General features: G+C 59.1%; 15 protein-coding genes and 1 pseudogene. 6 read left to right on the forward strand and 10 right to left on the reverse strand.

The window, feature by feature from the left end; translation table 11 throughout:
* Positions 1-52 precede the first annotated feature (52 nt).
* The 7 genes from AB4Y31_RS15685 to AB4Y31_RS15715 all read right to left on the reverse strand — a co-directional run bounded on the left by AB4Y31_RS15685 (position 53) and on the right by AB4Y31_RS15715 (position 7,285).
* On the reverse strand, positions 53-1,507 hold the full coding sequence (locus tag AB4Y31_RS15685; RefSeq protein ID WP_368674698.1) for an NAD(P)(+) transhydrogenase (Re/Si-specific) subunit beta: 1,455 nt from the start codon (positions 1,505-1,507) through the stop codon (positions 53-55).
* Positions 1,504-1,830 (reverse strand): NAD(P) transhydrogenase subunit alpha, encoded by a 327-nt coding sequence (locus AB4Y31_RS15690; protein ID WP_368674699.1) that lies wholly within the window; start codon positions 1,828-1,830, stop codon positions 1,504-1,506. Before AB4Y31_RS15690 ends, AB4Y31_RS15685 begins: the two co-directional genes overlap by 4 nt.
* An 11-nt stretch (positions 1,831-1,841) precedes the next feature.
* Positions 1,842-2,981: a Re/Si-specific NAD(P)(+) transhydrogenase subunit alpha gene (locus tag AB4Y31_RS15695; protein ID WP_368674700.1), complete on the reverse strand. Its 1,140-nt coding sequence runs from the start codon at positions 2,979-2,981 to the stop codon at positions 1,842-1,844.
* A gap of 110 nt (positions 2,982-3,091) precedes the next feature.
* The gene (locus tag AB4Y31_RS15700) at positions 3,092-4,258 is read right to left on the reverse strand and encodes an acyl-CoA dehydrogenase family protein (protein ID WP_368674701.1); all 1,167 of its coding nucleotides are present in this window, start codon (positions 4,256-4,258) and stop codon (positions 3,092-3,094) included.
* A gap of 70 nt (positions 4,259-4,328) precedes the next feature.
* Positions 4,329-5,273, reverse strand: coding sequence for an electron transfer flavoprotein subunit alpha/FixB family protein (locus AB4Y31_RS15705; protein ID WP_368674702.1), 945 nt, complete (start codon positions 5,271-5,273; stop codon positions 4,329-4,331).
* Positions 5,274-5,288: 15 nt separating this feature from the next.
* A complete protein-coding gene (locus tag AB4Y31_RS15710) occupies positions 5,289-6,038 on the reverse strand; it encodes an electron transfer flavoprotein subunit beta/FixA family protein (RefSeq protein WP_368674703.1) in 750 nt (249 codons plus the stop codon).
* Positions 6,039-6,127: 89 nt separating this feature from the next.
* Positions 6,128-7,285, reverse strand: a complete 1,158-nt coding sequence (locus AB4Y31_RS15715) for an enoyl-CoA hydratase/isomerase family protein (RefSeq protein WP_368674704.1) — start codon at positions 7,283-7,285, stop codon at positions 6,128-6,130.
* 568 nt (positions 7,286-7,853) lie between these two features.
* On the opposite strand from AB4Y31_RS15715, the gene AB4Y31_RS15720 reads away from it, so the two are divergent.
* The 6 genes from AB4Y31_RS15720 (at position 7,854) to AB4Y31_RS15745 (ending at position 12,904) form a co-directional block, all read left to right on the forward strand.
* Positions 7,854-8,768: an SDR family NAD(P)-dependent oxidoreductase gene (locus AB4Y31_RS15720; RefSeq protein WP_018438522.1), complete on the forward strand. Its 915-nt coding sequence runs from the start codon at positions 7,854-7,856 to the stop codon at positions 8,766-8,768.
* A 21-nt stretch (positions 8,769-8,789) separates the two neighbouring features.
* Positions 8,790-9,647 (forward strand): MaoC/PaaZ C-terminal domain-containing protein, encoded by an 858-nt coding sequence (locus AB4Y31_RS15725; RefSeq protein ID WP_368674705.1) that lies wholly within the window; start codon positions 8,790-8,792, stop codon positions 9,645-9,647.
* Between the two features lie 121 nt (positions 9,648-9,768).
* On the forward strand, positions 9,769-10,560 hold the full coding sequence (locus AB4Y31_RS15730) for an enoyl-CoA hydratase/isomerase family protein (RefSeq protein WP_368674706.1): 792 nt from the start codon (positions 9,769-9,771) through the stop codon (positions 10,558-10,560).
* A gap of 67 nt (positions 10,561-10,627) precedes the next feature.
* Positions 10,628-11,026, forward strand: a complete 399-nt coding sequence (locus tag AB4Y31_RS15735) for a nuclear transport factor 2 family protein (RefSeq protein WP_368674707.1) — start codon at positions 10,628-10,630, stop codon at positions 11,024-11,026.
* Between the two features lie 23 nt (positions 11,027-11,049).
* A complete protein-coding gene (locus tag AB4Y31_RS15740; protein WP_368674708.1) occupies positions 11,050-12,000 on the forward strand; it encodes an alpha/beta hydrolase in 951 nt (316 codons plus the stop codon).
* A 157-nt stretch (positions 12,001-12,157) separates the two neighbouring features.
* Complete coding sequence (locus tag AB4Y31_RS15745) at positions 12,158-12,904, forward strand: NADPH-dependent F420 reductase (protein ID WP_368674709.1); 747 nt, start codon at positions 12,158-12,160, stop codon at positions 12,902-12,904.
* A gap of 21 nt (positions 12,905-12,925) precedes the next feature.
* Here the strand turns inward: AB4Y31_RS15745 and AB4Y31_RS15750 are convergent.
* The 3 genes and pseudogenes from AB4Y31_RS15750 to AB4Y31_RS15760 form a co-directional block, all read right to left on the reverse strand.
* Positions 12,926-13,210: pseudogene (locus AB4Y31_RS15750) on the reverse strand (Gfo/Idh/MocA family oxidoreductase); the annotation flags it as partial.
* Between the two features lie 103 nt (positions 13,211-13,313).
* On the reverse strand, positions 13,314-13,658 hold the full coding sequence (locus tag AB4Y31_RS15755) for a DUF3088 domain-containing protein (RefSeq protein WP_368674710.1): 345 nt from the start codon (positions 13,656-13,658) through the stop codon (positions 13,314-13,316).
* Between the two features lie 40 nt (positions 13,659-13,698).
* Positions 13,699-14,136, reverse strand: a complete 438-nt coding sequence (locus tag AB4Y31_RS15760; RefSeq protein WP_018438531.1) for a biopolymer transporter ExbD — start codon at positions 14,134-14,136, stop codon at positions 13,699-13,701.
* Between the last annotated feature and the right edge of the window lies 1 nt (position 14,137).

Below are 14,137 nucleotides of genomic sequence, written 5' to 3' on the forward strand. Positions count from 1 at the left end.
CCTCACTCCATGGTTAGCGTGTTACTGCGCGGACTCGATATGGGTCGTAGGGTCAAGCTACCGCCTTGACCATTTCCTCGATGGTCTTTTTGGCGTCGCCGAAGACCATCATCGTCTTGTCCATATAGAAGAGATCATTGTCGAGGCCCGCATAGCCCGCCGCCATCGAACGCTTGTTGACGATCACCGTGCGCGCCTTGTACGCCTCGATGATCGGCATGCCCGCGATCGGCGATTGCGGATCGTTCTTCGCGGCCGGGTTCACGACGTCGTTCGCCCCGAGCACCAGCACCACGTCCACTTGACCGAATTCGCCGTTGATGTCCTCCATCTCGAGCACAATCTCGTACGGCACTTCAGCTTCCGCGAGCAACACGTTCATGTGCCCCGGCATTCGCCCCGCGACCGGGTGGATCGCATAGCGCACGTCAATGCCTTTCTCGATCAGCTTGTCCGTCAATTCCTTCAGGGCGTGCTGCGCGCGGGCGACGGCAAGACCATAGCCCGGCACGATGACGACCGATTCCGCGTTGCCGAGCATGAACGCCGCGTCGTCCGCCGAGCCCGATTTCACCGGGCGTTGCTCCTGCGCAGCGGCCGCTCCGCCAGCGGCCGCGTCGCCACCGAAGCCGCCGAGGATCACGTTGAAGAATGACCGGTTCATAGCGTGGCACATGATGTACGAGAGGATCGCACCCGACGAGCCGACGAGCGACCCGGCGATGATCAGCATCGCGTTGTTCAGCGAGAAGCCGATGCCAGCCGCGGCCCACCCTGAGTATGAGTTCAGCATGGACACGACCACCGGCATGTCCGCCCCGCCGATCGGGATGATGATCAGTACGCCGAGCACGAATGCGATCGCCGTCATGATGACGAACGGCAGCCACGACTGCGTGATGAAGAACAGGATGCCGAAGCCGAGCATCGCGAGCGCGAGCATCAGATTGATTAGGTGCTGGCCCGCATAGACGACCGGCGCGCCCTGGAACAGCCTGAACTTGTACTTACCCGATAGCTTGCCGAACGCAATCACGGACCCGGAGAACGTGATCGCGCCTACGAAGGTGCCGATGAACAGTTCGACCCGGTTGCCGTACGGGATGAAGTTCAATGCGATGGCGTCCCGCGGCACGAGCCCGAACGCTTCCGGCTCCGACACCACCGCATACGCAATGCAAACCGCCGCGAGACCGATCAGCGAGTGCATCGCCGCGACGAGTTCCGGCATCTTCGTCATCTCGACTCGCGCGGCGACGAACGCGCCAACCCCGCCGCCGACCACGAGCGCGCCGAGCACGAGCGCTATGCCGAGCGGGAGATTCGCGCCGAGCCAGGCCGCCTGCTTGACGATCAGTGCGACCGTCGTGAGGATGGCGATGGTCATCCCCGCCATCCCGAAAACGTTGCCGCGCCGCGCGCTCCGCGGATTCGACAGGCCCTTGAGCGCCTGAATGAAGCACACGGACGCGATAAGGTACAGCAACGTGACAATGTTCATGCTCATCGCGCGCCCTCCTCGCCGCGCTCGACACGCTTGGGCTCCTTCTTGCGGAACATCTCCAACATGCGCCTCGTCACGAGGAAACCACCGAACACGTTGACGGCCGCGAGAGTGACCGCGAGCGTGCCGAAGGCCTTGCCGGCCGCACCGACGGTGAGCGCCGCCGCGAGCATTGCGCCGACGATCACAATTGCGGAGATCGCGTTCGTCACGGCCATCAGCGGCGTATGCAGCGCAGGCGTGACGTTCCACACCACGTGGTAGCCGACGTACACCGCCAGGACGAAGATGATCAAGTTGATCACCGTGTGATTGATGACTTCCATGGTCTCCTCCGTTATTTGCGGGTCACTTCGCCGTCGCGGCAGAGCAGCGTCGCGGCGACAATGTCGTCTGTCAGGTCGACGGTCAGCGCGCCTTCCTTCGAGATGATCAGCCTTGTGAAATCGAGCACGTTGCGCGCATACAGCGAGGAGGCGTCCGATGCGACCATCGATGCGAGGTTCGTGTAGCCGGCGATGGTCACGCCGTTGTGCACGATCACTTGATCGGCGACCGTCAGCGGGCAGTTGCCTCCCTTCCTTCCGTCGATGTCCGGCCCGCGGCCAGCCGCGAGATCGACGAGCACCGAGCCTGGCTTCATCGACTGGACAGTCTCCACGGAGATCAGGGTGGGCGCGGGGCGCCCGGGGATCAGCGCCGTGGTGATCACAATGTCGGCTTGCTTCGCACGCTCATGCACCAGTTCAGCCTGCCGCGTCAGCCAAGACTGCGGCATCGGCCGGGCATAGCCGCCTACGCCTTGAGCAGCCTCCCGCTCTTCGTCGGTTTCGTACGGGACGTCGAGGAATTTCGCACCGAGCGATTCGATCTGCTCCTTGACCGCCGGGCGTACGTCGGACGCTTCGATCACCGCCCCCAGCCGCTTTGCAGTCGCGATCGCCTGCAAGCCCGCGACGCCTGCGCCGAGAATCAGCATGCGCGCAGCCTTCACGGTGCCCGCCGCCGTCATTAGCATCGGCACGAAGCGCGAATACAACGACGCGGCGACGAGCACTGCCTTGTAGCCCGCAATGTTTGCCTGCGACGACAGCACATCCAGGCTTTGCGCGCGCGTTGTACGCGGCGCCGCTTCGAGAGCGAAGGCGGTCACGCCGGCTGCAGCAAGCTTTTGCGCACTTTCGGCGTTAAATGGATCCAACATGCCGATCAAAACCGCGCCGCGCTTGAGCCAGGACAGTTCCGACTCGGTCGGCGACTGGACTTTGAGAACCAGGTCGCCACTGAAAGCTGTAGCTGCATCAACGATTTCCGCACCAGCAGCAGCAAACGCCTCATCTTGAAAGTTGGCGGTTGTTCCTGCGCCGCTACCAATAGTGACCCTATGGCCTTGCGCCACGAACTTCCTAACCGTTTCGGGCGTTGCGGCGACGCGTGTTTCGCGCGCATGCGTCTCGGCAGGCACTCCGATGTGCATTGTGTCTCCGTTTCCGTTTTCGTTGGTGAAAATGCATCAACACTGATCGAGCCGCGAGAGCGGCTCGCCGCCGGTCGAATGGGAAGCGATATAGATGAACGACTCGACGGTTAGTAAGACTTCGGCAATCCGAGGACCTTTTCCCCGATAAAGCTGAGTGCTAACTGAATCGAGATCGGAGCAATACGAGGCAACATTGCTTCGCGGAAATATCTCTCAACGTGATATTCCTTTGCGTACCCCATACCGCCATGCGTCAATACGGCGGTCTCACAGGCCCGAAACCCCGCCTCCGCACAGAAAAACTTCGCTGCGTTCGCTTCCGCCCCGCAGGATCGTCCTTCGTCGTAGAGAAACGACGCGCGTTGATATAGAAGGGTTGCTGCCTCGAGATCCACCCAGCGCTCGGCCAAAGGATGCTGGATGCCCTGATTCATGCCGATAGGGCGGTCGAAGACGACGCGCTCCGCTGCGTATGTCGACGCCCGGCGCAGCGCGGCCTTGCCCAAACCGGTCGCCTCTGCTGCGACAAGGATGCGCTCTGGATTGAGGCCGTGCAGGACATACTCAAATCCCCGCCCCTCCTCGCCAATACGATCCTCCACCGGAATCTCCAGTCCGTCGATAAACAGCTGATTTGAATCCACGGCCTTTCTGCCAAGCTTCTCGATTTCTCGCACTTCGACTTTGCTACGGTCCAAATCCGTATAGAAAAGGCTCAGCCCATGTGTTGCCGCCGCCGCTTCATCAGCGGGGGTCGTGCGCGCAAGAAGCATGATCTTATCGGCGACCTGGGCGGTCGAAATCCAGACCTTCTGACCATTCACAATGTAGCGATCACCTTGACGAACAGCCGCCGTTTTCAGCTTGAGTGTATTCAGGCCCGTATTTGGCTCCGTCACCCCGAAGCACGCTTTGTGATGTCCGTCGATGATCGATGGCAGCCACCGCGCTTTCTGTTCATCCGTGCCATGGACAACGACTGGATGAAGACCGAACACGTTCATATGTATAGCTGATGCCGCCGATAGACCTCCGCCCGAGGCCGCAACGGTCTCCATCATCAGCGCCGCCTCGGTAATGCCCAGCCCTGCGCCACCGAATTGTTCCGGCATCGCTATCCCGAGCCATCCGGCATTAGCCATGGCCGCATGGAACTCGTGAGGAAACCCCCCATCCCTGTCACGCTTGAGCCAATAGTCATCGTCGAAATCCCGACAGATTTCTTCAATGGCTGAGCGTATGGCAATCTGATCGTCAGTAAGAGCAAAGTTCATAAGGGTTTCGTCTTGATGTGGACTTCACATGCCGCCAAACATTGACGCATGCAAGCGCAGCTGCTTTTTTCTAACCAAGCTCTTTGACGAGTTCCGGTACGATCGTGAACAAGTCTCCGACCAAGCCATAATCGGCGACGCTGAAAATCGGGGCCTCGGCGTCCTTGTTAATCGCGACGATGATCTTGCTATCCTTCATGCCCGCGAGGTGCTGGATCGCACCAGAAATTCCGACCGCGACATACAGTTGCGGCGCGACAATCTTGCCCGTCTGGCCGACCTGAAAGTCGTTCGGCACGAAGCCCGCATCGACAGCCGCGCGCGATGCCCCGAGCGCCGCATTCAACCTGTCGGCAAGGGGTTCTAGCACCTGCCTGTAGTTATCGCCGTTGCCGAGACCTCGACCACCGGAGACGATGATTTTCGCCGACGTCAGCTCGGGACGATCAAGCTTCGTCACTTCACGGCTTACGAACTGCGAGATGCCTGCATCCGCCGCTGCGTCGATGTTTTCCACCGACGCGGTGCCGCCTTCCGCCGCTGCCGCGTCGAAGCCGGTCGTACGCACGGTGATGACTTTGATCGGGTCGGTCGATCGCACCGTCGCAATAGCATTCCCTGCGTAGATCGGCCGCTCGAATGTGTCCGCGCTGTCCACTGCGGTGATGTCGCTGATTTGTGCGACATCGAGCTTCGCGGCAATACGCGGCGCGATATTCTTACCGTATGCCGTTGCAGGCGCGAGGATGTGCGAATAGTCCTTTGCAATGTTCAGCACCGTTGCCTCGACGTTCTCCGCGAGGCCTTCGGCGAGCTGCGGCGCGTCGGCGAGCAAGACCTTGCTGACGCCCGCGATTGCCGTAGCGGCATTCGCCGCAGCCTGGGCGTTGTGGCCGGCCACTAGCACGTGAATGTCGCCACCGATCCTCTGAGCGGCGGCGATGGTGTGCAATGTCGCGGACTTGATGGATGCGTTGTCGTGTTCTGCCAATACCAGATTAGCCGGTTTCGTCATTTTCTCAGTCCCCTCTCACAACACCTTAGCTTCGTTCTTTAGCTTCCCGACCAGCGTTTTCACGTCCGGCACCGTCACGCCGGCGGACCGCTTCGGCGGCTCCACCACCTTCAGGGTTTTCAGTCGCGGTGCGACATCGACACCAAGGTCTTGAGGCTTGATCGTTTCGAGTGGCTTCTTTTTCGCCTTCATGATATTCGGCAGCGTGACGTAGCGCGGCTCATTCAGGCGCAGGTCTGCCGTGATGAGAGCCGGAAGCGTCAGCGACAGCGTTTCCGCGCCGCCATCCACTTCACGCAACACCGTGGCTTTGCCGTCAGCAACAGTGATTTTCGCCGCGAACGTCGCTTGCGGCAGGTGCGCCAAGGCTGCAAGCATCTGGCCCGTTTGATTCGAATCGTCGTCGATCGCCTGTTTGCCAAGAATGATGAGTTGCGGCTGCTCCTTGTCCACTAAAGCCTTCAACAGTTTGGAAACGGCAAGCGGCTGCAGGTCTTCTTCAGACTCGATCAGAACCGCCCGATCTGCGCCGATCGCCAGAGCGGTACGCAGGGTTTCCTGCGATTGAGGTCCCCCTGCGGACACCGCAACCACTTCTGTTGCAATCCCGGCTTCCCTCAGACGAACCGCTTCTTCAGTCGCAATTTCGTCGAAGGGGTTCATTGACATTTTCACGTTTGCAATGTCGACACCCGTGCCGTCTGACTTGACTCGCACTTTGACGTTGTAGTCAACGACCCTCTTGACCGCCACCAGTATTTTCATTTCACATTCCATTCAATGACTGCGATAGATCACTCTGCCCATGCCCCCAACAGATAGGCCGAGCTTCCGTGTCGCGACCCGATCCTCTCTCATGCCGCGAGCGCCGCTAACGGATGTGGCGCGCAACACGTCCACGGCGAAAAGAACTTGTCCAGAACAGCGGAATTGACGTCTTCAAGCGTAGGAAACATCCAGCGCGGAGCGTTGTCGCCATCAATCACGTGCGCCCTAACCCCCTCGCAAAAATCACCCACCTCTATAGCGCGCATGGTCAGGTCGAATTCCATGCGGCAATTTTCGGCAAGCGTCATTTTCCGTCCGCGCAGCAAAGCTTCACGCATCACGTTCAGCATCAGTGGAGAATGTGCTCGAAGGGAATCAAGCGTTGCTTGAAACCACGCCCGCTTGGCCGCGTCCGATTCACGACTGAACCCATTTGAGAGCGATCCAATGCACTGCTCAACCGAATAATGAGCAGCGAAGTGTTCTCGAATCAACGGCAGGAAAGCCGCCAAGGAGGTGTCCGGAGCAACGTCCGATGGAGACACGAATACCTCTCTTAGGCTTTGCCGAAGGTCGCTTGCATCCAGCAGATTTAAGCGCCTTTCAAATCCACGCAGGGACGAACTGGATGCATAGGCGTCCGCAAGACCGCACCCGATCGCATCGGCACCGGTTATCGTTGCTGACGTCAACCCGATATACAGCATCAACTCGACCGGCAGCTTGCCCAGGAACCATGTGGCACCTCCATCCGGAACGAACCCAATGCGTGGTCCGTTTACCTGAAACCTGCTTCGTTCACTGACAATGCGCAGCGACGCGCATTGCACCAAGCCAATGCCGCCCCCTGTTGAAAAGCCGTCCATTACAGCCACCAGCGGCTTCTTCAGTTGCTGGAAGGTAAACATTAGCCGGTACTCGTCGGCGATAAGCTGACGCCACTTCTTATCGCCTGCCATGGCGGCTAGATACAAGGTCCGAAGGTCGACGCCCGCGCAAAACGTATCGCCCATCCCCATCACGATAACTGCCGCTATGTCTCTGTCGACCCCGCAGTGCTCGATGTGAAGCGTCAATTCGCGCACCATTTCTGGCGACAATGTGTTGAGCGCGGACGGTCGATTCAGTGTAATGATCGCCACGCGATTGACTACTCGAAACATCACGGGTAGATCGCTCGATGTGCGCCCCAGGACCCGCGGACCTTCTCGATCAACCGCCGCGATGCATCCAATCTTACTCATGATCGAACTCCTTGCCGATCCACGATAACTTTCCGACGAGTTCCGTCGCCAAGTCGCTCCTAAACCGACTACTTTCTGTTGTCTTCCACGCGGATCCGAGCATCACACCAATCACAGTGCGCGAAACGGGTCGCGACCTAGACCATGAGGTTCACGAGTACTCGAGACGGGCGGTCGACTGTCACCCCGACTATAGTATGGTTGCAGACGATATGCAAGCATCTGCAATTGTCGGGCGATGGTCGATATTTGCGACGTGGACCAATGTGCAGACATTGCGTCGGGCTACGGCTTGAAAAGATCGCTTACGGGCGATGTCTGATCGGGAAGCGCGACTGGCCTTAAATAGCACCGTCCGCGGCTCCTCCGATAGAGGTAGCTCGCATCGCCGCGGCGTCCCGGCGAACGAGCGCTGCGAATGACATCAACTTCGTGGTTGACGCCTCCAAGGTCGCGCTGCATACTTAGTATTGAAGCATACTATAGTCATACAGCACATTTATCAAAGACTCCCCTGACCCGGGGAAGCTTCCGCCTAACCGCAACTTAAAGTCGAGAGCATCTTCCTATGGAACGTCTTCTGGAAGGAAAAGTCATCATCGTCACCGGCGCCGGAGCTGGCGTCGGCAAATGCATTGCCCTTGAAGCGGCTCGCCAAGGCGCGAGCGTTATCGTCAACGATCTCGGCGTCAACATCGACGGTTCGGGAAGCGACACCGGCCCAGCGCACCAGACAGTTAAAGAGATTCAAAGCTTCGGCGGCATAGCGACCGCCAACACGAATAGTGTGGCCGAGTGGGATGCGGCGCAGGCAATCGTGCAACAAGCCATAGACGTATATGGACGTCTCGATGGCATTGTGAACAACGCGGGCAACCTCCGCGACATCATCTTTCACAAGATGAGCGAGGATGATTTCGATGCGGTAATCCGAGTGCATCTGAAGGGCAGCTGGAACATGTCACGTGCCGCCGCCCCGCATTTCAAGGCTCAAGAAGGGGGCGCGTTCGTACACATGACCTCCACATCCGGTTTGATTGGAAATTTCGGGCAAGTCAACTATTGCGCTGCGAAAATGGGCATCGTGGGCATGTCGAAGGCAATCGCGCTGGACATGCAGCGATTCAACGTCCGCTCAAACTGTATCGCTCCGTTCGCTTTCACTCGTATGGTAGGAACCATTCCCACCGACACTCCGGAGGGGATCGAGCGCACGAAGATCAACATGCGCATGGAAGCCGCCAAGATCGCGCCGTTCACCTGCGCGCTTCTTACGGACGGCGCAAAGGACGTCACCGGTCAGATATTCGGGGTGCGTAGCAACGAAATTTATCTGTTCTCGCAGCCTCGCCCTATTCGAACGGCGCACGCCGGCGACGGATGGACCGTCGAGAGTTGTGTCGAGCGCGCTATTCCGATGCTGAGTGGATCGTTCTCTCCCTTAGACCGGTCGCGCGATGTATTCACTTGGGACCCAGTCTGATCTCTAAAGGGACCGTGACCTATGAACCTCGAAAGATTACTTGCCAAGCGGTTTTCGCCGATTGCTCAGCACATTAGCCCGCAGGACTGCATTCTCTATTCGCTCGGCATAGGTATCGGCGCAGCAGCCAGTGACAGGAACCATCTGCAGTTCACTTACGAGGATGGGCTAAAAGTATTCCCATCCATGGTTAACGTAATCAGCCATCCAGGGGCTTGGCTCAAGGAACCCGAGCTGGAAGTAGATTGGGTCAAGATTCTGCACGGCGAACAGTCATTCACGATTCACCGTCCGCTCGAACCGGGGAAGACTTACGTTGGCTCCTATCGCATCAGCGGAGTCATCGATAAAGGGGCCGGCAAGGGTGCCATGCTGTACCTCGAAAAGCAGCTGCGCGAAAAGGATCGCGACGACATCGTCAGCACAGTCACCTCCACATACGTCTTGCGCGGAGACGGGGGGTGCGGGAGCACCATTGCCAACGCTCCACCGGTCCACTCGATCCCGGAGCGTCCAGCAGACTTTGAATGTACCGTTGATACGCTGCCCCAAGCCGCTCTTATCTACCGCTTGTCGGGTGACTACAACCCGATCCATGCCGACCCTGAACTAGCCAAGAAGGCAGGTTTCGAGCGGCCTATCCTCCACGGACTATGCTCGTTCGGTGTCGCCACGCGCGCCATTTTGCAAACATGCTGTGACAACCGCCCTGAACGGCTACGCGCAATGCAATTGCGTTTCTCCTCGCCGGTTTACCCCGGGGAGACAGTCGTTACCGAAATTTGGCGAGACAGTGAAATCTTCAGTTTCAGGTCGCGTGTAGCGGAGCGCAATGTGGTCGTGCTCATCAACGGGCGCGCCGAAGTCGAAGCAGCGTGATTTCGATCGGCTGTGACCGCACGCTACGGATCAACAGGCTACCGGCTGCAAGAAGACCTTCAACACTATCGCAACCCGTGCCGTTGCAGCCAGATCTTCCGGTTCGAAAGAGGAACTGAACATGCTCGAATACGTCAAGTTTGCTGTCAACGAACGGGTCGCAACTATCACGTTGGATCGTCCCGAGGCGCGCAATGCCTTAAACCCCGAGCTCACGAGCGAGCTGATTCATAAAGTGCGTTTGGCTAGCGCCGACCCAGCGGTCAAATGCATCGTCATGCAGGCAGAAGGTGAAGCCTTTTGTGCTGGTGGAGACCTGAAAGGCTTCAGCGAGCTCCTGTACCTCTCCTCCGAAAGGCGATTCGATGCCTTCGAGCAAAAACTCTTGATCGGCAACCGGCTGCCCAAGGTTTTGCTCGACTCGCCGAAACCGATCGTCGTTGCCACGCGTGGAGCGGTGGCTGGCGCCGGGCTATCGCTATGCTTGGCGGCTGATTTCGTCATCAGCGCCGAGAGCACATATTTCATTGCCGCGCACGTGCTCGTTGGTTTGTCGTTGGACTGTGGTCTGAGTGGGATGCTTACGGCAGCGATGGGCATAAAGGCCGCGAAGCGGCTCGCGCTCCTCGGAGAGCGGCTCGATGCAAGGCAGGCCATGGAGTTAGGCATTGTCACGCAAGTAGTAGGTGAATCGGAGCTACAAGACGCAACCCAAAAGCTAGCGCGGCGCCTAGCCGCGGGGCCCGCCACCGCCATGGCCAAAACAAAGGCTCTTCTCAACCGTGCTGCCTACGGCAGTTTTGACGACCAGTTGGCCCAGGAAGCGACGGCCATTGCTCACTGTGCCGCCACTGACGACTTGCGCAAGGGCGTCGAGGCAGCGTTGGGAAAGCAACGTAGCAACTTCGACTGAATGTTAATGCAGACGGTATGCCTTCTGTCGAGCCCCCTGCAACATATATCTGCGAGCGTCGAACAACATGCCCAGTAATGAACTTGATGCAAACAAACAAACAGCACTTCGTTTCCTTGCACTTGCCTTCGAAATGAAAATGCAGGAAGCGATCTCGTTGCTCACCGATGATGCAACCTGGTGGGTCATCGGCGACCCTGAGCGCATAAAGGTCGCGGGCCCCAAGGATGCTGCACGAACGCGTCGCATGATGACCAATATGCATCGAGTGTTACCGAACGGAATGGAGCACCGAGTGCTTGGCCTCACTGCAGAAGCTGACCGAGTCGCCGTTGAGTTGGAAGCGGAAGGCGAGTGGCACGATGGCCGAACGTATCGCAATCGGTACCACTTCCTGGTTCAGATTCGCGATAACAAGGTGTCGTCTATTCGCGAATACATGGATCCGATGCAGATTCCGGTCTAGCAAAATCATTGAAGGAGAGATCCATGCCGGTTGATCCTCGTGTGCAAGAACTTCTCGACGCCATGGCCGCCGCCGGTGTACCAAAGGTCGGCAGCATTTCTGTCGCCGCGCTTCGAGAGCTCACGCGGAGCCTCAGCGCTCGCGCGTTGCATGGGCCTGAGCTTTGTAGCGTCAAAGACTGCACTGTGCCCGCCGCAAACAGGGCAATTGCCGTCAAGAAGTACCTGCCTTGCGAGCAGCCTTCCGCGCTAATGGTTTATTACCACGGTGGGGGCTGGACCGTAGGGACGCTTGAGGACTACGATGCGGTCCTCCGAAAACTGACCACTCGCACAAACTGCGCGATCATCTCGGTCGACTACCGGCTCGCTCCTGAACACCCGTTTCCCGCCGCTGTTGACGATGCTTACGCTGCGTTGTGCTGGGCGGCAAACAACATGGAAGGCATCGCCGGGAAGACGGTGCCGGTCATCGTGGCGGGCGATAGTGCGGGCGGTAACCTTGCCGCAGTAGTGTCGCAACTTGCTCGAGATGCCGCGGGACCGACAATCTCCGCGCAGGTTCTCGTCTATCCGAGCGTCGCCGGCGACATCGACTCCGAATCTATGCGTAAGTTCGAGCCACCGTTTCTGACTCGAGATGAGATCGCATGGTTTTTTGACCAATATATCCCGGAAAAAACACAGCGGCGAGACCCGCGGTTCGCGCCTCTATATGCTGATGATCTGCACAACCTGCCGCCGGCGTTCGTGCTTACTGCCGAATATGACTTGCTATGCGCAGAGGGTGAGCAATATGCGCAGAGGCTTTCCCAAGCCAACGTTCCCACGCGCGTCAAGCGTTACGACGGCACGATCCACGGGTTTCTCACGATGGACGGGGGCTTGCAGCACTCCGTTAGCGCAATGGAGGACATTGCCGACTTCGTCACAATGATCGTTCAGGCGTCACCCGCGCCCACCGCCTGGCAATGACCACCCCACTCCCCTTGGTCGACAATCACGCATTGGCGTCGCGGGGAGGTTCAGCCGCTTGCTCGCGCCTCGATTCCGCCCATTCGATTAACGACGCAATCGAGGGCCGCAGTGCAAAGCCGCTTTTTTGACAAACGCAGAAACTCAAGGAGTTCTCGTGAAGATTGGAATCATCGGAATCGGTAACATTGGCGGCACCATTGCACGCAAGATGAAAGCCGGAGGGCATGAGGTATGTGTCGCAAACGCAGATGGCGTGGAAGGTGTGCGCAAAATTGCTGACGAGATCGGCGCAAAAGCGGCGGATCTATACGGGGCGGTCGCTGGCGTCGACGTCGTCGTCCTTTCCATCCCGCTGCCAGCAATGAGCGAACTTCCGTCCGGTCTGTTCGATGCCGTGCCGCAGGACGTACCCGTCGTCGACACCAGCAATTACTATCCGGGCCTTCGTGACGCCCGGATTCCCGAGATTGACGACGGAATGACGGAAAGCGTTTGGGTTTCCAGGCAACTCGGGCGGCCCGTGATCAAGGCGTTCAACAATGTGTTGGCGTACTCGCTCCAGAAGCTTGGGCTGCCGGAAGGCCATCCGGGCCGTTTAGCCATGGCCGTCGCCGGGGACGACCCTCGATCGAAGCAGATCGTTATGTCACTCGTCAACCAGGCTGGTTTTGACCCGATCGATGCGGGCTCACTCGAGGATTCGTGGCGCCAACAGCCCTCCACGCCAGCGTATTGCTGCGATTATGATGCGGAAACAATGCGCCGAGCACTCGCCGCTGCAATCAAAGGGCAAGCCGCAGAGAAGCGTGACCAGATGCCAGAGCATTTCGCGAAGCTGGGAGCAAACCCCAGCCACGAGGACGTAATCGCGATGAACCGTTCGCTGAGTCCGTTGAAATAGCGGCGAACCGGCCCTCGCCTCCGAGCCGAGCAGTTCGATGCGCTGGTCGTAGCCATAGCCGGCGCGGCGTGAATTCTTGATCACGGCGATCCGCCCGTCCGCCCAGGACAACGTCGCGACGGCGGTATCGACATCACCCGCTGAACCAATCTGCGGGTCGACGAGCGATGCCCCGCTGGCGAAAATTCGCGCGGGCGCACCGCCCATTAACCAACAGGCCGTGTCGAAGTCGTGGATCATCATATCCCGATAGAGGCCGCCCGATACCTTGATGTACGACAACGGCGGCGGCGCAGGATCCGCCATCGGCCTCGACTCTGGCGAAAAGTGCCAGTTCCGTGTATGCCGGCCCTCGGCGCACTAGAGCTCCACCGGAGTTGTTGCACAACAGACCGGACGTGCTGCCGTATCAATGCACCTTCGGAAAGCCGTAACGCGCGGCCAGCAGCTCGAGAATCCGGTTCGTATCGGTGATGAAGCGCTTGTCGCCGAGGGCCTGAGCGTCGTCTGGGATCGGATGCTCATTGCCGAACACCAGGGTCGGCAAACTCTGATGCGCTTCGTCGAGCGCGGCGATCACATCGGGCCTCGGCCGCGCGAACGGCACGCGCTTGATATCGAGCCGTACGGTGCGCGCAGGGTCGCTCGCGAGCAGCCCTTCGATCGGCGCGCTATGCGGGCAGATAAAACGTTCGCCCGGATGAGCGGGATCGGTAAAGCCCGGTTCAAGCAGCAACAGCAGGTCTCGACTCATGGTTCGAAATAACTCCTCTCAGATGTTGATTGGCGCGACGTCAATGCGCTTGCGGCGGCTCGGAAACGAGCGCCACCTTCGCGTAGCCCGCGTCGTTGATTTGCCCCATCGTCGCGACGACCTTGCCGTACGGCAGCGACTGGTCGCCGCGCAGATAGATGCGCCGCTCGCGATCGCCGCCCGATGCCTGCGCGAGCGCCGGCACGAGCGCCTGGTCGCTGACCGCCGTCTTGTCGACGTACACCTGGCCGTGCGCGTCGAGACTGACCGCGATCGGCGGCTTTTCTTCGTTGAGCGGCTTCGCATTGCTCGTCGGCAGATCGACCTTCACGCCGGACGCCATCAGCGGTGCCGCGACCATGAACACGATCAGGAGCACCAGCATCACGTCGACAAGCGGCGTCACGTTGATTTCGCTGACTGGCGCGCCGAACGCGGCGCCCGGCCGATGACCCGGATTTCGCAGTCGCGCACCCATG

The sequence above is a fragment of the Trinickia sp. EG282A genome (assembly GCF_040965455.1).
GTDB lineage: Bacteria > Pseudomonadota > Gammaproteobacteria > Burkholderiales > Burkholderiaceae > Trinickia > Trinickia symbiotica.